Below are 20,024 nucleotides of genomic sequence, written 5' to 3' on the forward strand. Positions count from 1 at the left end.
TCATGCGCCGCAGTGGAAGGGGTGCCCTATGGCGAAGGGGCACCCCTTCTCACGTCCGGGACGGCGGCCCTCACGTCCGGGGCGGCAGCTTCGGCCGGGAGCGGTCGGGCACGTCGCGGTAAGTCGGGGGCGTCGCCGGGGGGTTGGACTCCAGCAGGTCCAGGGCGAGCCGTACCGCGTCGTCGAGCACCGCGTAACGGCCCTCGGCCCAGTCCAGCGGGGTGCGCAGTGCCTCCAGGTCGGGTTCGACGCCCTTGTTCTCCACGGACCAGCCGTACGCGTCGAACCAGGCCGCGTTCATCGGCACCGTGATCACCGTGCCGTCGCCGAGCCGGTGCCGGCCGGTCATGCCGACCACCCCGCCCCAGGTGCGCTGGCCCACCACCGGCCCCAGACCGAGCAGTTTGAACGCGGCGGTGATCATGTCCCCGTCGGAGCTGGTCGCCTCGTCCGCGAGCGCCACGACCGGCCCGCGCGGGGCGTTGGAGGCGTACGACACGGGCTGGGCGCCGCGGGTGAGGTCCCAGCCGATGATGGTGCGCGACAGCTTCTCCACGACGAGTTCGCTGATGTGGCCGCCGGCGTTGCCGCGTACGTCCACGATCAGCGCGGGGCGGGACATCTCCCTGCGCACGTCGCGGTTGAACTGGGCCCAGCCGGAACCGCCCATGTCGGGGATGTGCAGGTAGCCGCACCGACCGCCGCTCAACTCCCGTACCACCGCGCGGCGTTTGGCGACCCAGTCCTGGTAGCGCAGCGGCGTCTCGTCGACGAGGGGGACGACGGCGACCCGGCGGGGCGGGCCCGCGCCCTCCGCGGGCAGGAACGTCAGCTCCACGGTCGTACCGCCCGCGCCCGCGAGCAGCGGGTAGGGGCCCGTGACCGGGTCCACCGGGCGGCCGTCGACGTGGGTGAGGACCGCGCCCTCGCGGATGCCGGTGCCGGCCAGCGGGGAGCGGGCGCGGGAGTCGGAGGAGTCGCCGGGCAGGATCCGCTTGACGGTCCAGCCCTCCTCGCGGGGGACGAGGTTGGCGCCGAGCAGGCCCTGGCGGCGCTGGTAGTGCGGGGGGCCCTCGTTGCGGCGGGCGGCGGTGACGTAGGCGTGGGAGGTGCCGAGTTCGCCGAGCACCTCGCGCAGCAGGTCCGCGAACTCGTCGGGGGTGGCGACCCGTTCGACCAGCGGACGGTACTGCTCCAGGACCGCGTCCCAGTCGATGCCGCACATGTCCGGTTCCCAGAAGTAGGCGCGGATCAGCCGCCCGGCCTCCGCGTACGCCTGGCGCCACTCGGCGGCCGGGTCGGCCTCGTGCAGGATGCGGCGGGAGTCGATCCACACCGTGGAGTCGCTGTCGCCGGGCTCGGTGGCGGGCACCGCGCGCAGCTCGCCCTCGTCGACCACGACCAGCCGGGTGCCGTCGCCGCTGACCGCGAAGAAGTCCAGGTCGCCGACGAGTTCGGTCCTCTTCGCCTTGCCGATGGCGAAGTGTTCCAGGGTGGGCCGGCCGCTGGTGTCGCTGGGGTTGGCGAAGGTCTCGCCGAGCGCGCCGGAGATCGGCCAGCGCAGCCACACCAGACCGCAGCCCGCGACCGGGTACAGCCCCGAGTACTTGGAGGCGGCCACCGGGAAGGGGGTGACCCTGCTCTCCAGGCCCTCCGCCTCGACGGTCACCGTGCCGCCCTCGCCGCCCTCCTCGGCGTCCTCGCGCTCGACGGGGTCCAGCCCTCCGGCGGCAGGGCGGCCCTCGGGGTTCAGCGCGAACGGGGAGGGGGTCGCCGACGACAGCGGCACCAGATACGGGCGGCAGCCCAGCGGGAAGGAGAGGTCACCGGTGTGCACGTCGTACACCGGGTCGAAGCCGCGCCAGGACAGGAAGGCGAGGTAGCGGCCGTCGCGGGTGAAGACCGGGTTCTCGTCCTCGAAGCGGCCGTCCGTGACGTCGATGACCAGCCGGTCCTTGATCCGGGCGAGTTTGATCTGCCGCAGCGACCGCCCGATCACCGGGTGGGACCAGGCCAGCCAGGCCCCGTCGGGGGAGAAGGCGAGGTCGCGCACCGGCCCGTTGCCGGAGTGGATCAGCTCGGTGACCTCCCCCCGGTCCTCCTCGCCGGTGCCGACCAGCAGCAGCCGTCCGTCGTGCGCGGCGACGGCCAGCCGCCGCCCGTCGGGGTCGGCGGCCGTCTCCAGCACCCGGCCCAGCTTCCCGGCGGCCAGCCGCCGGGGGGCGCGCTGGCCGGTCGCCCGGGGCAGGGAGGCGATCTCGACCGCGTCCTCGCCCTCGGCGTCCGTCACGTACGCCACCTGGTCGCCCGCGCCGAGCATCTCCGGCAGCCGGACCCGTACGCCCGGGGTGTCGGTGAGGGTGCGCGCGGGGCCGTCGCGGTGGGTGAGCCAGTACAGGCTGCCGCGTACGACGACGGCGCTGGCCCGGCCGGTCTCGTCGACCGAGAGGCCGTCGAGGTGGCGGGCGGCGGGCACCTGGTAGGGGCGCCGCCCGGAGCGCGGCCCGCTCGGCGTCACGTCGAGGCGGCGCGGGGCGGCGCCGGGGGACAGGTCCTCCACCAGCCACAGGTCGCCGGCGCACTGGTAGACGACCCGGGTGCCGTCGGTGGCGGCGTGCCGGGCGTAGAAGGCGTCGTGGTCGGTGTGGCGGCGCAGGTCGGAGCCGTCGTACGCGCACGAGTACAGGTTGCCGACGCCCTCGTGGTCGGAGAGGAAGGCGATCCGGCCGGCGACGAACATCGGGGAGTGCAGATGGCCGTCGAGGCCGTCGAGGAGCCGGTGCCCGTGCAGCCAGAGCCTGCCCGTGGCGCCGCCCCGGTAGCGCTTCCAGGAGGCCGGTTCGTGCGGCGGGGTGCCGGTGAGCAGCAGCGACCTGCGCTCGCCCTCGACGTCGGCGACCTGGATGTCGGAGACGGGGCCCCAGGGCAGTTTGCGGCCGGGGCTGCCGTCGCAGGCGAGCTTGTAGGCCCAGGTGAAGTGCGAGAAGGGCTCGCCGTGCGAGGCGACGGCGAGGATCTCGGCGTGGCCGTCCTCGTCGGGGGGCGCCCAGCCGCAGACCCGGGTGTCGGAGCTGCCCCAGTAGGTGAGGCGCCGGCCCGGTCCGCCGTCCACGGGGACCAGGTGCACCTCCGGGTCGAGGCTGCGCCAGCTCGTGTACGCGATGTGGCGGCCGTCGGGGGAGAAGCGGGGGTGGCCGAGTTTGGTGCGGTCGGCGGTGAGCCGCCAGGCGCGGCCCGGTCCGTCGAGCGGGGCGAGCCAGAGGTCGTCCTCGGCCACGAAGCACAGCAGGTCGTCCTTGAGGTGCGGCAGACGCAGATAGCTCACCTTTCCCATGCTTTGCCGGGGTGAGGACCCCGGCAACTTATGAGTAACCGACAACCGTGACGCAGACCACGAACGAAACCGTTTCGTTTCGCTGGAGGGGTGGGGTACCTTCGTCTTGTACGAAACGGTGTCGTTTCTTTGACACCTGGGACGCGGAGCGGAAAGGTGAACGGTATGAGCGAGACAGCGACGACGCGTCGCAGCCGGATCACCCCCGAGCGCGAGGCCGAGCTGTACGGCGCCGTGCTCGCCCTGCTCCGCGAGGTCGGCTACGACGCCGTCACCATGGACGCCGTGGCCGCCCGCACCCGGTCCAGCAAGGCCACCCTCTACCGCCAGTGGGGCGGCAAGGCCGAGCTGGTGGTGAGGGCGATGCGCAGCCAGAAGCACAGCGGCACCGCCGGCATCGACACCGGGTCCCTGCGCGGCGACCTGCACGCCGTCGTCAGCCGTGAGGACGACTGCGTCATGGAGCAGAACGCCGCCCTGATGCGCGCGCTCGCCATGGCCGTGCACACGAACGACGATCTCCGCCAGGCGTTCAAGGAACTCCTGGTCGAACCGGAGATGGAGGAGTTCCGGCGGATGATCCGGCGCGCGGTCGACCGGGGCGAGATCAGCCCCGGCAACCCGGCGCTGGACTACATGGTGCACATGCTCGTCGGCGCGTTCGCCACCCGGACACTGATCGACGACCTGCCGCCGACGCGGGAATTCCTCACCTCGTACATCGACGCCGTGGTGCTCCCCGCCCTCGGCGTGACCCCTCACTGACCGTCCCCGCGGTCAGCCACCACCACCTGACGTCACCGCTCACGTCGTCGGGCTGATCACACCTGCCCCGAAGCAATCACGACCTGACCGGGAGTACGCCCTCGTGGCCACTTTCCTCTATCGAATCGGCCGGTTCGCCTTCAGGCGACGGCATCTCGTAGCCCTCATCTGGGTGGCGCTGCTGGCGCTCGCGGGCGTCGGCGCGGCCGGCGCCCCGGCGGCCGGCAACTCGTCCTTCTCCATCCCCGGCACCGAGGCTCAGAAGGCCTTCGACCTGCTGGAAGAACGCTTCCCCGGCTCCAGCGCCGACGGGGCGACCGCACGCGTCGTCTTCAAGGCACCGGCCGGCGAGAAGATGACCGACGCCGATCACAAGGCGACCGTCCAGAAGACCGTCGACGAGCTCTCCGACGGCTCCGAGGTCGCCCGCGTCACCGACCCGTACCAGGGCGGCGGCGTCAGCCAGGACGGCACCATCGCCTACGCCTCGGTGAGCTACAAGGTCTCCGGCATGGAGCTGGAGGACGCCTCCCGCGACGCCCTGGAGGGTGCCGCCGAGGACGCCCGCGACTCCGGGCTGACCGTGGAGATCGGCGGTGACGCCCTCCAGGCCGTCCCGCACACCGGTGCCGCCGAGATCATCGGCATCGGCGTCGCCGCGGTCGTCCTCGTCATCACCTTCGGCTCGCTGCTCGCGGCCGGGCTGCCGCTGCTCACCGCCATCGTCGGCGTCGGCATCGGCGTCTCCAGCATCACCGCCCTGGCCAGCACCCTGGACCTCGGCTCCACCACCTCCATCCTGGCCTCGATGATCGGTCTCGCGGTCGGCATCGACTACGCGCTGTTCGTCGTCTCCCGCTACCGGGCCGAACTGGCCGAGGGCCGCGGGCGCGAGGAGGCGGCCGGCCGGGCCGTCGGCACCGCCGGCTCCGCCGTGGTCTTCGCCGGCCTCACCGTCGTGATCGCCCTGGTCGGCCTGTCCGTCGTCAACATCCCGATGCTGACCAAGATGGGCATCGCCGCCGCCGGCACGGTCGCTGTCGCGGTCCTGATCGCCCTCACCCTGGTCCCCGCCCTGCTCGGCTACGCCGGCCGCCGGATCCGCCCCGCCGGAGAGAAGAGCAAGCTGCTCGGCGGAGGCCGCGCCGCGAAGAAGCCGCAGCGCCCGAACATGGGCACCCGCTGGGCGAGCTTCGTCGTACGCCGTCCGCTGGCCGTGCTGCTGCTCGGCGTGGTCGGCCTGGGCGCCGCGGCCGTCCCGGCCGCCTCGCTCGAACTGGGCCTGCCCGACGACGGCTCCCAGCCGACGTCCACCACCCAGCGCCGCGCCTACGACCTGCTCTCCGAGGGCTTCGGCCCCGGCTTCAACGGCCCGCTCGTGGTCGTGGTCGACGCCAAGGGCAGCGACGACCCGGACGCCGTCTTCCAGCGGGCCGGCGACGACATCAAGGGCCTCGACAACGTCGTGAACGTCGCCCCGGCCGCCCCCAACAAGGCCGGCGACACGGCGACGATCACCGTCGTCCCCGACGCCAAGCCCTCCTCGGTGACCACCGAGGACCTGGTGCACGACATCCGTGACACCGGCGCGGACATCAAGGCCGACACCGGCGCCGACGTCCTGGTCACCGGCGCCACGGCCATGAACATCGACGTCTCGCAGAAGCTCAACGACGCGCTGGTGCCGTACCTGGTCCTGGTGGTCGGCCTGGCGTTCCTGCTGCTGATCGTCGTCTTCCGGTCGATCCTGGTCCCGCTGAAGGCCGCCCTCGGCTTCCTGCTGTCGGTCCTCGCGGCCCTCGGCGCGGTCGTCGCGGTCTACCAGTGGGGCTGGCTGTCCGGCCTGATGGGCGTCGAGGAGACCGGCCCGATCATGTCGATGATGCCGATCTTCATGGTCGGCGTGGTCTTCGGCCTGGCCATGGACTACGAGGTGTTCCTCGTGACCCGGATGCGGGAGGCCTACGTCCACGGCGAGAAGCCCGCCCAGGCCGTGGTGACCGGCTTCAAGTACAGCGCCCGGGTGGTGACCGCCGCGGCGGTGATCATGATGGCGGTGTTCTCCGGCTTCATCGGCTCCAGCGAGCAGATGGTCAAGATGATCGGCTTCGGCCTCGCCGTCGCCGTCCTCTTCGACGCGTTCGTCGTCCGCATGACGATCGTCCCGGCGGTGCTGGCCCTGCTCGGCGACAAGGCCTGGTGGCTGCCGAAGTGGCTCGACCGGATCCTGCCCAACGTGGACGTCGAGGGCGAGGGTCTGCGCACGGACGGCGACCGCAAGGACGAGGATCGGGAACTCGTCCGGGCCTGACGGCCTGAGCGGGTACGCAGAACCAGCCGGTGAGGGCTCCGTGGGGACGGGGCGCCCTCACCGGCTTCCCTCTGTGCGCTGTATCAGGTGCCGTACACCGTGGAGCGATGCCCGACGTGAACGACCCAGATCACCAACTCTCCGTTGTCCACGGTATAGATGACGCGATAATCACCGACACGGAGACGGCGCCGGTCGGGCTGGGAGACGAGCGCCGTGGTGTGGAAACCGAACGGGTCGGTCTCCAGTTCCGTCAGCTTGACCAGGATCCGGAGCGCCATGTCCCGAGGGATCTTACGGAGCTCCGCCTGAGCCTCCGGCCGGAAGACGGTGCGATATGGGTTACTCACCGCGCTCCAGCGTCTCCCTCATGACGTCCTCGATCGGGATGCCGGCCGCCGGATTCGCCATGCGCTCGTCGATGATCCGGTTGATCTCACGCTCTTCCCATTCCTGGTACTTGCGAAGGACCTCTATCGACACGACCGCGGCCACCTGCCTGCCGCGCCGGGTGATGACCGTGGGCGTGTCATCACGGTCGGCACGCTCGACCACCTCGGCCAGGTGGGCGCGCACATCACGGATGGACTCTATGGGCATCTGCGTCATGCACCAAAGGTACATGGTGTTCCATGTGTACACAAAGACTCATTGTTGCCGTTGCTTACGGTCGCCCCGGGGCGACGTGCGCGAGCGCACCCCGTGACTCCGCTGGTCACCGCGGCCGTCCTGCTCGCCGCGGTCACCCACGCCGGCTGGAACGCCATCGCGCACCGGATCACCGACAAGCTGGTCGGATTCACGCTGATCTCCAGCGGTGGGCTGCTGATCGGATTGTCGGCGGTGCCGTTCGTGCCGTTCCCGGAAGCAGGGGCGTGGCCGTACCTGCTTTGCTCGGCGGCGGTCCACATCGCGTACTACGCGCTGCTGATGACGTCCTTCCGGCTGGGTGACTTCGGCCAGGCGTACCCCCTCGCCCGCGGGAGCGCGCCCCTGGTGGTCACGGTCCTGGCCGCCGTGTTCGCCCACGAGGTGCCCGACGGCCGGGCCACTGCCGGGATCGCCCTGTCCTGCGCGGGCCTGACCGGCGTCGCCCTGTGGGGACTGCGCGGACACCGGCCCGACTGGGCGGCGGTCGGGGCGGCCCTGGCGACCGGTCTGACCATCGCCGTGTACACCGTCCTCGACGGGGTCGGCGTGCGGGCCTCCGGCTCGCCGTTCGGCTACATCGCCTGGCTGATGACGTTCCAGGGCGCGGCGATCCCGGCGTACGCCCTCTGGCGCTGGCGGCGGGAGACGGGCGCCCGTCTCCGGCCGCACGCGGGTCTCGGCCTGCTCGGCGCCGCACTGTCCGTCGCCGCGTACACACTCGTCCTGTGGGCCCAGACCCGTGCGGCACTCGCCCCCGTCGCGGCACTGCGGGAATCGTCGGTCATCGTGGGCGCGGCCATCGGGGCGCTGTTCTTCAAGGAGCGGTTCGGCGCCCCGCGGATCGCCGCGGCCGGGCTGCTGGTCGTCGGGATCGGGCTGATGCTGCGCGCGGGATAAGTGTGTTTCCCGCGCACGGGCGGGTGCATGGGCGCGGTCTGAGGCGCACCCTGGAATAAGAGATTCCGGAGGTGACCCTCATGACGCACACCGCAGTGGGATGGCACGTGGACCTGGAGTTCGAGGAGGACGACCGGCAGACGCGCGCCGCCGCGCTGGTCCGGCTGCCCGACGGGAGTGAGGTACGGGCACACGGCCACGCCAACCGGCACCACACCGACGCGAATCAGCCACGCGTCGGGGAGGAGATCGCCGGCGCACGCGCGCTGAACGAACTCGCCATGCAGATGCTGACCAAGGCGCACGGCGAGATCGACGACGCGTCGGGCCGCGTCTCGCACCCGATCCACGTCTAGGACGAAAGAGCCTGCCGTACCGCCCGTATCAGCGCCTGGGCCCTGGGGTCCGCCGTCACCGTCCTGCGGAAGCCGTTGGTGACGTAGCCGAAGGCGATGCCCGACTCCGGGTCGGCGAAGCCGAGGGAGCCGCCGCGGCCGGGGTGACCGAAGGAGCCCGGGGCCAGGAAGGGTGAGGCGCCGCCGTGCAGCATGTAGCCGAGGCCGAAGCGGGTGCCCACGACCAGCACCCGGTCGGGGCCCGCCGACTCCTCGGCCCGGGCGAGCTCGACGGTGGCCGGGTCGAGGAGGCGCACGCCGTCGACCGGGCCGATCAGTGACGCGTAGAAGCGCGCCAGCCCGTCCGCCGTCGCGATCCCGTTGGCTGCGGGCAGGGCCGCCGCGTGGAAGGCCGGATCGTTCTGGTCCGGGAAGGGGGTGATCGCCGCGAAGGCGCGGCGGGTGAGGGAGGACGGGTCGGCGTAGGCGTCGGTGACCGAGCGCTTGGGGCGGGCGCGGAGCGTCCCGGACGGCTCGGGGCCCTCGATCCCGCCGACCGTGCCCACGCGGTGGGCCTGCGCGTCCGGCAGCCCCACCCACAGGTCCAGGCCCAGCGGCCCGGCGATCTCCGACGCGATCCACTCGCCGCAGCCCCGACCGGTCACCCGGCGCACCAGCTCGTCGACCAGCCAGCCGTAGGTCAGCGCGTGGTAGCCGTGGTCGGTGCCCGGCTCCCACGCGGGGGCCTGCGCGGCGACCGCCTCGGCGGCCCGTACGGGGTCGGCCGCCTCGTCCAGGGTGAGCGGACGGTCCAGGACGGGGAGCCCCGCGCGGTGGTCCAGTACGTGCCGGACCAGCAGCCGCTCCTTGCCGTGCGCCTTGAACTCCGGCCAGTACCGGCCGACCGGCGCGTCCAGGTCCAGCTCGCCGCGCTGGTGCAGCAGCAGGAGCACGGCGGCGGCGACGCCCTTGGTCGCCGAGCGCACGACCTGCGCGGTGCCCCGCCGCCAGGGTTCGCCGCCGTCGACGTCCTTCACCCCGGCCCACAGGTCGACGACCCTGCGCCCGTCCCGGTACACGGCGACGGCCGCGCCCCGGTCCCCGAGCGCCTCGAAGTTCCGCGCGAACGCCTCCCGGACCGGCTCGAAACCCCCGGCCACCGTGCCGTGCACGTCCACGTCCCTCGGTCCTTCCACTCGCCTGTGAGACCCGCCTGTGACAGTGCGTGCAACAGTGCCGGTCCGCCTGCGATTCCTGGGCGGAGGCGACCGTGCGCGATCGTTACGAACGGCCGGGCGCGGCCGGTACCGAGCGCGGATCGAAGCCGTACGGCAGCTCAAGGCGGTGGGCGCGCATCAGCGGGTCGTCGGCGAGCAGGTCGGCCGTGGTGCCGTCGGCCGCGATCACGCCGTCACTGAGGATCAACGAGCGCGGGCACAGTTCGAGGGCGTAGGGCAGGTCGTGGGTGACCATCAGGACGGTGACGTCCAGGGAGCGCAGGATGTCGGCGAGTTCGCGGCGGGAGGCGGGGTCCAGGTTGGAGGACGGCTCGTCCAGGACCAGGATCTCCGGCTCCATCGCCAGGACGGTCGCCACGGCCACCCGGCGCCGCTGGCCGAAGGAGAGGTGGTGCGGCGGGCGGTCCTTGAACTCCGCCATGCCGACCAGTCCCAGCGCCCGGTCCACCCGCTCCTCCAGCTCGGGCCCCCGCAGCCCGGCCGCCGCCGGACCGAACGCCACGTCCTCGCGCACCGTCGGCATGAAGAGCTGGTCGTCCGGGTCCTGGAAGACGATGCCGACCCGGCGCCGGATCTCCGCCATGTGCTTCCTGCCCACGGGCAGCCCGGCCACCGTCACCGTGCCGGTGCCGCCGGTCAGGATGCCGTTGAGGTGGAGGACGAGGGTCGTCTTGCCGGCGCCGTTCGGGCCGAGCAGCGCGACCCGCTCGCCGCGCGCGATCGAGAAGTCGACGCCGAACAGGGCCTGGTGGCCGTCGGGGTAGGCGAAGGCGAGGCCGGAGACCTCGAGGGAAGCAGTACTCACAAGGTCCATCCCAGCAGACAGACGACGAGGGCGGCCGAGGGGAGGGCGAGGGCGTACGACCACTGCGCCCGGTCCGCGGTCACCTCGTCGATCACCGGCATGGAACCGGCGTAGCCGCGGCTGACCATGGCCAGGTGGACCCGCTCGCCGCGTTCGTAGGAGCGGATGAACAGCGCGCCCGCCGACTTGGCGAGCACGCCCCAGTGCCTCACCCCGCGCGCCTCGAAGCCGCGGGACTCGCGGGCGATCCGCATGCGCCGCATCTCGTCGGTGATGACGTCGCCGTAGCGGACCATGAAGGAGGCGATCTGCACCAGCAGCGGCGGCAGCCGCAGCCGCTGGAGGCCGAGGAGGAGTTCGCGCAGCTCGGTGGTGGAGGCGAGGAGGACCGAGGCGGCCACGCCCAGGGTGCCCTTGGCCAGTACGTTCCACGCGCCCCACAGTCCGTTCACGCTCAGCGACAGCCCGAGGACGTCGGTCCGTTCGCCCTCCGCGACGAACGGCAGCAGGACGGCGAAGGCGACGAACGGGACCTCGATCAGCAGCCGCTTGAGCAGGAAGCCGGCCGGGACGCGGGCGGCGTACGCGACGAGGGCGAGCAGTCCGGCGTACACCGCGAACGCCCACATCGCCTCGCGCGGGGTGGAGACCACGACCAGGACGAAGGCGAAGACCGCGGCGAGCTTGGTGTGCGGCGGCAGGGCGTGCACGGGGGAGTGCCCGTGCCGGTAGAGCTTGTGCGCGTGACCGGCCCCCACGTCAGACGCTCGTACTGGTGGGGGAGGCGGCGGCCTCGGCCTCCTCGCCGGTACGGCGCCTGCGGACCGCCCAGAACACGCCGGTGCCCGCGACGACCGTCACGCCCACGCCGATCACGCCGGCCAGGCCTCCGGAGAGGCGGGCGTCGTCGACGTCCTCGACGCCGTAGTCGGCGAGCGGGGAGTCGGCGGTCGCGTGCTCCTCAGCCTTCTCGGCGATGCCGTGGTCGGTGGCGACCTTCTCCAGGCCGTCGGGGTCCGCGGAGGCGTAGAAGCTGACGAACCCGGCGAGGACCAGCGAGGTGACCAGGCCGGTGATCCAGACCTTGCGCGGGGAGCGGGCGGCGACGGGCTCAGGCTCCGGGGCGCCCGGGGCGTCGACCAGCTCGCCGTTCACCCGCAGCTTGAGCTTGTGCGTCAGGCCGCGTGCCCCGTGCACCAGGTCCGGGCGGACGGCGATGACCGCGCCGACGGTGAGGGCGGTGATCACGGCCTCGCCGATCCCGATGAGGACGTGCACGCCCACCATGGCGCCGGCGACCTTGCCGAGGGAGACGTCGGCGGTGCCGCCGATCGCGTAGAGCAGCGTGAAGACGACGGCGGAGGCCGGGACGGAGACCAGGGCGGCGACGAAGGACGCGGCGGTCGCCGAGCGGCGGGTGCGCGGCAGCACCTTCACCAGACCGCGGAAGAGCGCGTAGGCGACGACCGTCGTGGTGATCGCCATGGTGGTGATGTTCACGCCGAGCGCGGTCAGTCCGCCGTCGGCGAAGAGGACGGCCTGCATCAGCAGGACGACGGAGACACAGAGGACCCCGGTGAAGGGGCCGACGAGTATCGCGGCGAGGGCGCCGCCGAGCAGATGGCCGCTGGTCCCCGCCGCGACGGGGAAGTTCAGCATCTGCACGGCGAAGATGAACGCCGCCACCAGTCCGGCCAGGGGCGCGGTCCGCTCGTCGAGCTCGCGCCGCGCGCCGCGCAGGCTCACGGCGATCGCGCCGGCGGCGACGAGTCCGGCCGCGGCGGACACGGGGGCGTTGATGAATCCGTCAGGTGCGTGCACGGACTCGATGATGTGGCCTGTTGCAAAGACTGCGCAAGAGCGAGCTGCTTGTTTTACCTCACGCATACCTCATCTGTGATATGCGCCGCTCGGACGCGCGCATTCCGGAAACGGTGCACGATGGAACACGACGGGTATACGGCTTACACGCCTTCATGCACCTGGACGCAGCGTAAGGGGCACACCGATGTCCGTAGTCGAGCAGTACGCGCGAGCCCACATCGTCACCGACCTCCTGGAGGAGGACCACGGAGCGGTACCCGTGGTCCTGCGCTACGACCCCGGACAGGACCCCGGTCGCGTCCGCATGGCGCTGCCGGGCGCCGTGCCCCACGAGTGGACCGTCGACCGGGAACTGCTGGAGCGGGGCCTGCGCGCCCCCGCGGGCCGGGGTGAGATACGGGTGTGGCCGTGCGGGAGGGTCCAGGCCGTGGTCGAGTTCCACACCGCGCAGGGCGTGTCGGTGGTGCAGTTCGAGACGAAGACCCTGACCCGGTTCCTGCGGCGGACCTACGCGGCCACCGCCGAACCCGTCCCGCACTGACCCCCGGCCTCCGGGCCCGGACCCCGGTCCCCGGGAGTGGCCCCCGACCTCAGGCGCCGGTCTCCGGGAGTGACGCCCGGTCTCCGGGCCCGGTCCCCGGCTTCCGGGAGCGGCCCCCGGTCTCGGCATTGGTCCCCGGTCCCCGGGAGCAGCCCCCGGCCTCGGCCTCCGGCTTCCGGGAGTGACGTCCGGTCTTCGGGCCCGGCCCCCGGTCTCCGGGTCGCTCAGCCGCCGCTCTTCAGCAGCGCCGCCACGATCGGTCCGGCCGTCGAGCCGCCGTGGCCGGCCTTCTGGACCACGCCCGCCGCCGCCAGGTCCCCGCGGTACGCGGTGAACCAGCCGTTGGGCTTCTTCTGCCCGTCGACCTCGGCCGACCCGGTCTTCGCGCCCTTCTCACCACTCACCCCGGCCATCGCCTCCGCGGCGGTGCCGTAGGAGGCGGTGTACGACATCAGCTCCCGCAGCTGCGCCAGCGTGCCGGCCGACAGGGTGCGCGAGGCCGTCGCGAGCTTCCGCCCGTCGACCTCCGGGGAGACCAGGTACGGCTGGCGGAAGACGCCCGACTGGACCGTCGCCGACACCGACGCCATGTTCAGCGGGTTCATCCGCACCCCGCCCTGGCCGATCAGGGAGGCCCCCATCGGGGCCGCCGACTGCACCGGCACCGAGCCGTCGAAGGTCGGCACACCGACCTGCCAGTCGTTCCTCCCCAGCCCGAACACCTGCTGGGCCTGCTTGGTCAGGTCGTCGTCCTTCAGCTCGGGCGCCTGGCTGATGAAGGCCGTGTTGCAGGAGCGGGCGAAGCTCGCCTTGAACGTGCCGTCCTTGATCTCGAACTTGTCGTCGTTCTGGAACTTCCAGCCGCCGTAGCTGAAGTACTTCGGGCACGGGTGCTGCTCGTCCGCCGAGGCGAGGCCCTTCTCGATCAGCATCGAGGCGGTGATCACCTTCATGGTGGAGCCCGGGGCCAGCGAGCCCTGGAACGCGACGTTGAAGCCGTGCGAGGAGTTGGCCACCGCGAGGATCTCGCCGGTCGACGGGCGCACCACCACCACCGACGCCTGTTCCCTCTTCGCCACCTGCGCCTCGGCGGCGGCCTGCAGGGAGGGGCTCAGCGTGGTCTTCACCGTGCCGGGCGTGCCCTCGCTCAGCTCCAGCAGCGTCTTGTCGGACAGCTCCGCCTTCTTCGACGCCTTGCCGCGGACGATCCGCAGCTCGACGCCGGCCTTCCCGCCCGCCTTCTCGCCGTACTTCTCGCGCAGCCCGTCCAGCACCGATCCCAGGGACGGGTACGCGTCGGTGGTCAGCTCGCCGCCGTCCCGGTCCACCGCCTTGACCGGCGGGGTGCCCGCCTCGCCGGTGACGAGGGTGTCGCCCTCCTTGAGGTCGGGGTGCACGACGGACGGCTGCCAGGCGACCCGCGGCGCACCGTCCCCGGCCCGGCGCACGACGGTCAGCGCGCTGTCGTACGCCAGCGGCTTGCTGACGTCCTCGGCCGACACCGTGCCCTTGACGGCGAAGGGGACCTTGCCGCCGGCGGGGGTGCCGGGGGCGAGGGCGACGTCCTTGATCCGGGCGTCCTCGGCGTAGGCGGTGAGCAGGGCGGCCGCGGCCTCGGGGGCGTCGGTGGCGGCGGCCGCCTCGCTCACCTTCCCGGCCTGCCAGGCGGTGAGGAAGCGCTCGGCCGTCGAGGTGACCTCGTCGGCGGAGAGCGGGCCGGTCCTCACCTCCCGCGCGGAGGCCGTTCGCGTGCCGTCCTCCGCGGCGGCACCGCCGAGCAGCGCGTAGGCGCCGAAACCGGCGCCCGCGACGACCACGGCGATCGCCCCGCCGAGCACGACGGGCCTCGTTCTCCGCCCCTCGGCGGCGTTCCTTCTGCTGTTGCCCACTGCTTTCCGTTCCTCCGCTGTCCGCCGGACTCCCCGTGGCCCTCGTGGCGCTCACGTGTGCCAACGACGGCCACCACCCTAGAGTCCCGGCCCGTGCGCGGTGCGGTCAGCCGCCCGCTCGTAGCACGGCTGCGACAATCGGCCCGGCCGCGTCGCCGCCGTGGCCGCCCTGCTGGGCCATGGCCGCCGCCGCGACGTCGTCGCGGAAGCCGGTGAACCAGCTGTCGGAGGTGGCGTTGCCGTCGACCTCGGCGGAACCGGTCTTCGCGCCGATGTCACCGCCGAGCCCGGACATGGCCTCCTGGGCGGTGCCCCGGGTGGCGGTGAGCCGCATCATCTGCTTGAGCTGGGCGGCGGTGCCCGCCGGGAGCCCCTCGGCCCGCGCCAGCTGCCGGTCGTCGAGGTCGGGGGAGACCAGGTACGGCTGGCGGAAGGCGCCGGTGATCGCGGTGGCCGTCACCGAGGCCATGTTCAGCGGGTTCATCTGCACCTGGCCCTGGCCGATGGCGTTCGCCGCGCGGTCCGGTCCGGCGACGGCCGGGACGCTGCCGTCGAAGGAGGCGATGCCGGTCTTCCAGTCGTCCCGGCCGAGCCCGAACCGCTCCTGGGCCTCCTGGGTGAGCGAGGCGTCGGTGAGCGGCTCCTCGTCGACGAGCTTGATGAAGGCCGTGTTGCAGGAGCGCAGGAAGCTGTCGGCGAGGCTGGCGCCCTCGTCCGGCTCCATGCCGGTGAGGTTCTTGAAGGTCTGGCTCTGCCACATGGCGCTGGGCGGGCAGGGCGCCGGGCCGTTCATCGAGGTCACGCCGTTGTCGATGAGCATGGCGGCGGTGATGATCTTCATGGTGGAGCCGGGGGCGACCTGGCCCTGGAAGGCCGCGTTGAACCCGTCGTCGCGGTGGTTGGCCACCGCCAGCACCTCACCGGTGCTCGGCTTCACCGCCACCACCGACGACTCGGCGTACTGCCGCACCGCCTTCTCGGCCGCGGCCTGCACCCCGGCGCTGAGGGTGGTGCGCAGCTCGCCCGGCTCGCCCTCGGCGAGGGTCAGCAGCGGGGTGTCGGCGGCCGGCTCGCCCGCGGTGCCCTCGGCATGCCTGATCACCAGCTCGACGCCGGGGGTGCCGCCCGCCTTCTCGCCGTACTTCTGGCGCAGGGTGTCCAGGACCGGCCCGAGGGAGGGGTACTCCTCCTTCGTCAGCACCGTCCCGTCACGGTCCACCGCCTCGACGGGCGGCTGCGCGGACTCCCCGGTGACGAGGGTGTCGCCCTCCTTCAGGTCCGGGTGGACGACGGAGGGCTTCCAGTCGACCAGCGCCCGCCCGGTGGTCTTCCCGCGCACGACGGTCAGCTCGCTCTTGTAACTCAGCGCCTCGGACTTCCCGTCGAAGGTGACGGTCGCCTTCACCGTGAACGGCACGGTGGTGCCGGTGGCCTTGCCGGGCGTGATGCCGACCTCGCCTATGTGCGCGTCGTCGCCGTACGCCGTCAGCAGCGCGCCGGCCGCCTGCGCGTTGTTCGTGTACGACGCGGCCTGCGACACCTCCCCCTTCTCCCAGGCCGCGAAGAAGCTCCGGGTGGTCTCCTCGACCTCCCCCTCGTCCGGCGGCCCCGACTTCTTGGTCGTCGTGGCGCTCGAACCGCTCCCCCCGCCGCCGTTCACGGCCGACACGATGTTGTAGACGCCGTACCCGGCCCCGCCCACCATCACCGCGAAGACACCGCCGATGACGGCGGTCTTGACCCCCTTGCTCATCGGACGCTCCCCCTCCGCCGGACCTCCCACGCCTTATGAACGTGTTCAAAAAGCCCGGTGAGTGAGCACCCTATGCGCAGACGGTGACGGACGGGGCGGCTGTTTCCGTTTGTTGTCCCAACAGAGATCCGCCCGGAAACCGGAACGGCTCACACCCACGTGTCCAGCCACATCCGCGCCCGCCAGTCGTCGATCGGGATCGTGGTGCCGGTGTAGACGGGCCAGAAGTAGATGAAGTTCGCGTGATCCGGGCCCGGAGGGCCCCGACCAGGACGTTCGTCTCTGGCCGGGGCTGGATCAGGCGGCTTGGGTCGTCCCTGGGCCGTGATCTTGAGGATCGGACGCCAGATGGAGGCTGTCGACAGCCCTCCGGGTGCGCCCCTCGCTGCTCGGCATCAGGTGCGTGTACGTCCGGAGCGTGAACCCCGGATCGCTGTGACCGAGGTACTGGCTCAGGGCCCGGATGTTCTCGCCGGCGTCCAGCAGCACGGAGGCGTAGAAGTGCCTGAGCGCGTGCATCCCGTGCTCGCGGGCCGACGCGTAGCGCTCGCCCGGTTTCGCCTCGGGGATGATGCCGGCGGCGGCCAGGGCGGGCTTCCAGTGGTGATCGTTGAAGTGGCTCACGCGTACGTGGTTGCCCTCGACTCCGCTGAAGACGAGCCGCTTGGTCACGAGAGGGCCGTCCGGCGTACGCCAGGGAAGCGTCACGTCGATCGGCTCGCACTCCTTGGCGTGGTCCTGGAGAACGGCCGCCACGGCCTTGGGAAGCGGCAGTCCAGTGCAGAAATGACGGTATTGGGAGGCTGTGTGAAGCCTCCCGTGATGTGTACCGGTGTAGGGGAAACAATCGCCCTGAAGTCGACTTCCTCTCTCATTCAACAGGCCGTCTTCCCGTGATCGGCTGAGAAGTGTTCCCCTCGTTCGAGGATATGTAAAACAGGCGCACGCAACGCGCTGTGGGGTCAATGCGTCACATGACGTACGGCGTTGCGGCGTCGCTTCCAGTACGCCACGGTGACCAGGCCGAGCAGCGGTCCCCAGAGCAGTAGCGGAATGTAGCAGATGTAGTACGCGATGGCTTTCCAGCCGCCCGCTTCGCCGGGGTGGCCCGAGGGGGTCGGGTCTCCCTGGAGTGTGGTGCCGGCGAAGTCCGCGGCGAAGGCGGCCGTCCACAGGACCGTCAGGACCACCGTGCCGATCGCGGCGGGGACGACCGCGGCGAGCGGCGGGACCCTGCGTCCGCGCAGTACGGGGATCCAGCGCGGGAACACCTCGCCCCAGGCGGCGATCAGCCCGACGGCGGTGAACGCCACCAGCTCCGACAGGACGGACAGGAAGATGACGTACACCTCGCCGGGCAGCCAGCCCGGGAGGTCGCCCTTGCCCGTGTCGCCGCTGCCCTTCAGGGCGGGGACGCACTCCGTGGCGATCCGCCAGAGACCGGAGGGCAGGACGGCGAGCGGTACGGCGAGTGCGGCGGTGCGCGCCCAGCGGGGGACCCCGGCCACCGGAGCGTGGGCGGCCGTCCAGGCGGCACGCAGCCGACCGGCCGAGGTCGGTGCTTCGTGGGTCCGTTCCCCGAACTGGGTGGTCATGCGGCTGCCCTCCGGCATTCCGGTTCCACGGGCCCGATCGCCCGGCATGCTTCGATGATCACAGCCTTCGAAGCCCGGCACATCGTCCGCCGGGAGTAACCCGGCTCCGCCGCACGGGGGAGACGGGCGGAGCATCGCTCCCTCACGGGTCTTCAAAGTGAGATTCCCCCGAGACGCGGCGGATGGTGACAGAGGGTCAGATGGGCCTCATGAGAGGAGCCCAGACGATGCCTGCCCCGAGGAGGTATCCGCTGGAGTTGCGTGAGCGTGCGGTGCGGATGTACCGCGCTTCCGAGCCGAAGCCGGTGATCCGCCGTCTGGCCGAGGAACTCGGCGTGCACCACGAGGCCTGCGGGGCTGGATCCGGCAGGCCGAGGCCGACGCCGGTGAGCGGGGCGACCTGCTCACCACCGCCGAGCGGGAAGCTTAGATTCAACCGGTCAGAGCAACAGTGCTGGTTGAGGGTGGTATGCGTGGCGAGACCGGGTCGGCCGGGGATGTCGGACGAGATGAAGGCCGACCTGTGGCGACGGTGGAGGGCCGGGGAGTCGATCAGCGTCATCTCCAGGCAGATCGGTAAGCCGCCGGGCTCGGTGTTCACCGTCCTCAAGCACCACGGAGGGATCGCTCCTGAATCCCGCAGGACGCGGGCCGGAAGCCTGACCATGGACGAGCGGGAGGAGAACTCGCGTCGGCTCTGTGCCGGTGAGTCCTACCGAACGATCGCCGGCCTCCCGGGACGCGCGGTGTCGACGATCAGCCGTGAAGTCAACAACAACGGCGGACGCGACGTCTACCGGGCGATTGCTGCGTAGGAGCGCGCACTTGACCGCGCTCGACGCCCGAAGCGGTGCCTCCTCGCCCGCAGACCCGCGCTGAGGCAGACGGTGGTGAGGCTGCTGGAAGAGGAGTGGTCGCCCGAGCAGATCGTCGGCCACCTGCGTCGGCATCACGGTGACGACCCCGTCATGCGGATCAGCCACGAGACGATCTACCGATCGGTCCACACCACCCGCTGGAAAGTGATCCCGCGCGAGCTGTGCAAGCGCCTGCGGACTGGCCGCCCCATCCGGAAGAACAAGCACCACACGGTGAAAGGCCAGTGGCGCTCACAGATCACCGATGCCCGACCGATCGAGGAGCGGCCCCGGGCGGCAGAAGACCGCAGCGAGTCCGTGCACGCGGAAGGCGATCTGGTGATCGGCTCGAACAACAGTCAGGTCGCCACGCTGGTCGACCGGAAGTCACGGTTCCTCACAGTCGTAGAACTCACCAGCCGCCACACCACCGTGGTCGTTCCCGCTCTCATCGAAACCTACGAACGTGTGGACCCCCGACTACGCAGCACGCTGACCTGGGATCGCGGCATGGAACCGGCAGCCCACAAGCGGCTCACCGCCGACACCGGTGTCGACGTGTTCTTCGCGGCCCCGCACAGTCCCTGGCAGCGCGGCACCAACGAGAACACGAACGGCTTGTTGCGCCAATACTTCCCGAAGGGCACGGACCTTTCTCGATGGGCGGCGGAGGATATCGAGGCGGTCGCTGCCACCCTCAACAGTCGCCCTCGTAAGGGCCTCGGTTGGAAGACACCCGCCGAAGCCTTCAACGACCATCTACTATCGATCACATAAGCCGGTGTTGCATCCACTGGTTGAACCCGGTCAGTACACGTCCATCAAGCTCACCACTCGTTTACTCCGGGCGGGAGTTGAGGCATCCATGGGGTCGGTCGGGGACTCGTTCGACAATGCCCTGGCGGAGAACCTGTGGATGCTGGTGAAGACCGAGTGCATCCGCGGCCGGGTGTTCGCCACCCGCGCCGAGGCCAACCTCGCGCTCTTCGAGTACCTCGACGGGTTTTACAACCCCCGCCGCATCCAGAAACGCCTCGGTTACCTCAACCCCATCGAGTTCGAGGAAAAGCACTACACCAACCAGGCAGCGGCCGAACCAGTGAACCTGAAACCCCGCCAACCCCTTCTGGCCAGCTAGTGCCGCATCAGGCAACGTTCGCCCTGGCGACGACCTCGCGTAGCCGTTGATCGGCGGCGTGCTTGTTCCGCCAGATGATGTAGCGGCGGAT

18 protein-coding genes and 2 pseudogenes are annotated in these 20,024 nt (G+C 71.4%); 8 read left to right on the forward strand and 12 right to left on the reverse strand.

All coding sequences use genetic code 11. From position 1 onward, the window contains the following. Nucleotides 1–70: 70 nt before the first annotated feature. Complete coding sequence (locus ACH5AO_RS28970) at nt 71–3,325, reverse strand: S41 family peptidase (protein ID WP_398929711.1); 3,255 nt, start codon at nt 3,323–3,325, stop codon at nt 71–73. 174 nt (nt 3,326–3,499) lie between these two features. On the opposite strand from ACH5AO_RS28970, the gene ACH5AO_RS28975 reads away from it, so the two are divergent. Together ACH5AO_RS28975 and ACH5AO_RS28980 are read left to right on the forward strand one after the other, a co-directional pair. Further along, entirely contained in the window at nt 3,500–4,099 is a 600-nt protein-coding gene (locus ACH5AO_RS28975; protein ID WP_398929713.1) for a TetR/AcrR family transcriptional regulator, read from the forward strand. Nucleotides 4,100–4,202: 103 nt separating this feature from the next. Beyond that, a complete protein-coding gene (locus ACH5AO_RS28980) occupies nt 4,203–6,410 on the forward strand; it encodes an MMPL family transporter (RefSeq protein ID WP_398929715.1) in 2,208 nt (735 codons plus the stop codon). Between the two features lie 83 nt (nt 6,411–6,493). On the opposite strand, the gene ACH5AO_RS28985 is transcribed toward ACH5AO_RS28980, so the two are convergent. Both ACH5AO_RS28985 and ACH5AO_RS28990 read right to left on the reverse strand, forming a co-directional pair. Then, nucleotides 6,494–6,760, reverse strand: coding sequence for a type II toxin-antitoxin system RelE/ParE family toxin (locus ACH5AO_RS28985; protein WP_398929717.1), 267 nt, complete (start codon nt 6,758–6,760; stop codon nt 6,494–6,496). After that, nucleotides 6,753–7,019, reverse strand: a complete 267-nt coding sequence (locus tag ACH5AO_RS28990) for a type II toxin-antitoxin system Phd/YefM family antitoxin (protein WP_398929719.1) — start codon at nt 7,017–7,019, stop codon at nt 6,753–6,755. Before ACH5AO_RS28990 ends, ACH5AO_RS28985 begins: the two co-directional genes overlap by 8 nt. Before the next feature lie 93 nt (nt 7,020–7,112). Here ACH5AO_RS28990 and ACH5AO_RS28995 point away from each other — a divergent pair, with 93 nt between their 5' ends. Together ACH5AO_RS28995 and ACH5AO_RS29000 are read left to right on the forward strand one after the other, a co-directional pair. Further along, nucleotides 7,113–7,958 carry an EamA family transporter gene (locus tag ACH5AO_RS28995; RefSeq protein ID WP_398929721.1) on the forward strand — a complete coding sequence of 282 codons (846 nt, stop codon included), beginning with the start codon at nt 7,113–7,115 and terminating at the stop codon, nt 7,956–7,958. Nucleotides 7,959–8,038: 80 nt separating this feature from the next. Beyond that, on the forward strand, nt 8,039–8,314 hold the full coding sequence (locus ACH5AO_RS29000; RefSeq protein WP_398929723.1) for a DUF1876 domain-containing protein: 276 nt from the start codon (nt 8,039–8,041) through the stop codon (nt 8,312–8,314). Here ACH5AO_RS29000 and ACH5AO_RS29005 read toward each other — a convergent pair. The 4 genes from ACH5AO_RS29005 to ACH5AO_RS29020 form a co-directional block, all read right to left on the reverse strand. After that, nucleotides 8,311–9,471, reverse strand: coding sequence for a serine hydrolase domain-containing protein (locus tag ACH5AO_RS29005; protein ID WP_398929725.1), 1,161 nt, complete (start codon nt 9,469–9,471; stop codon nt 8,311–8,313). The genes ACH5AO_RS29000 and ACH5AO_RS29005 overlap by 4 nt on opposite strands. Before the next feature lie 103 nt (nt 9,472–9,574). Then, nucleotides 9,575–10,345: an energy-coupling factor ABC transporter ATP-binding protein gene (locus tag ACH5AO_RS29010; protein WP_398929727.1), complete on the reverse strand. Its 771-nt coding sequence runs from the start codon at nt 10,343–10,345 to the stop codon at nt 9,575–9,577. After that, on the reverse strand, nt 10,333–11,094 hold the full coding sequence (gene cbiQ, locus ACH5AO_RS29015; RefSeq protein WP_398929729.1) for a cobalt ECF transporter T component CbiQ: 762 nt from the start codon (nt 11,092–11,094) through the stop codon (nt 10,333–10,335). Before cbiQ ends, ACH5AO_RS29010 begins: the two co-directional genes overlap by 13 nt. A gap of 1 nt (nt 11,095) precedes the next feature. Then, nucleotides 11,096–12,157 (reverse strand): energy-coupling factor ABC transporter permease, encoded by a 1,062-nt coding sequence (locus ACH5AO_RS29020; protein ID WP_398929731.1) that lies wholly within the window; start codon nt 12,155–12,157, stop codon nt 11,096–11,098. A gap of 187 nt (nt 12,158–12,344) precedes the next feature. On the opposite strand from ACH5AO_RS29020, the gene ACH5AO_RS29025 reads away from it, so the two are divergent. Beyond that, on the forward strand, nt 12,345–12,701 hold the full coding sequence (locus ACH5AO_RS29025; protein ID WP_398929733.1) for an SsgA family sporulation/cell division regulator: 357 nt from the start codon (nt 12,345–12,347) through the stop codon (nt 12,699–12,701). A gap of 224 nt (nt 12,702–12,925) precedes the next feature. Here the strand turns inward: ACH5AO_RS29025 and ACH5AO_RS29030 are convergent, their stop codons facing one another. From ACH5AO_RS29030 to ACH5AO_RS29045, 4 genes are all read right to left on the reverse strand, one after another. Continuing rightward, nucleotides 12,926–14,590 carry a penicillin-binding transpeptidase domain-containing protein gene (locus ACH5AO_RS29030; RefSeq protein ID WP_398929735.1) on the reverse strand — a complete coding sequence of 555 codons (1,665 nt, stop codon included), beginning with the start codon at nt 14,588–14,590 and terminating at the stop codon, nt 12,926–12,928. Between the two features lie 106 nt (nt 14,591–14,696). Beyond that, a complete protein-coding gene (locus tag ACH5AO_RS29035; protein ID WP_398929737.1) occupies nt 14,697–16,343 on the reverse strand; it encodes a penicillin-binding transpeptidase domain-containing protein in 1,647 nt (548 codons plus the stop codon). Between the two features lie 297 nt (nt 16,344–16,640). After that, nucleotides 16,641–17,099, reverse strand: coding sequence for a tyrosine-type recombinase/integrase (locus tag ACH5AO_RS29040; RefSeq protein ID WP_398929739.1), 459 nt, complete (start codon nt 17,097–17,099; stop codon nt 16,641–16,643). Between the two features lie 206 nt (nt 17,100–17,305). Then, entirely contained in the window at nt 17,306–17,938 is a 633-nt protein-coding gene (locus tag ACH5AO_RS29045; RefSeq protein ID WP_398929741.1) for a hypothetical protein, read from the reverse strand. A gap of 473 nt (nt 17,939–18,411) precedes the next feature. On the opposite strand from ACH5AO_RS29045, the gene ACH5AO_RS29050 reads away from it, so the two are divergent. The 3 genes and pseudogenes from ACH5AO_RS29050 to ACH5AO_RS29060 all read left to right on the forward strand — a co-directional run bounded on the left by ACH5AO_RS29050 (nt 18,412) and on the right by ACH5AO_RS29060 (nt 19,933). Then, nucleotides 18,412–18,753 carry a helix-turn-helix domain-containing protein gene (locus tag ACH5AO_RS29050; RefSeq protein WP_398929743.1) on the forward strand — a complete coding sequence of 114 codons (342 nt, stop codon included), beginning with the start codon at nt 18,412–18,414 and terminating at the stop codon, nt 18,751–18,753. A gap of 27 nt (nt 18,754–18,780) precedes the next feature. Then, nucleotides 18,781–19,572, forward strand: a pseudogene (locus ACH5AO_RS29055) (IS30 family transposase); the annotation flags it as partial. 4 nt (nt 19,573–19,576) lie between these two features. After that, on the forward strand, nt 19,577–19,933 hold the full coding sequence (locus ACH5AO_RS29060) for a transposase (protein WP_398929745.1): 357 nt from the start codon (nt 19,577–19,579) through the stop codon (nt 19,931–19,933). A 7-nt stretch (nt 19,934–19,940) separates the two neighbouring features. On the opposite strand, the pseudogene ACH5AO_RS29065 reads toward ACH5AO_RS29060, so the two are convergent. Next, nucleotides 19,941–20,024, reverse strand: a pseudogene (locus ACH5AO_RS29065) (transposase); the annotation flags it as partial.

Source organism: Streptomyces sp. NPDC018964 (genome assembly GCF_044390325.1).
Classification (GTDB): domain Bacteria; phylum Actinomycetota; class Actinomycetes; order Streptomycetales; family Streptomycetaceae; genus Streptomyces.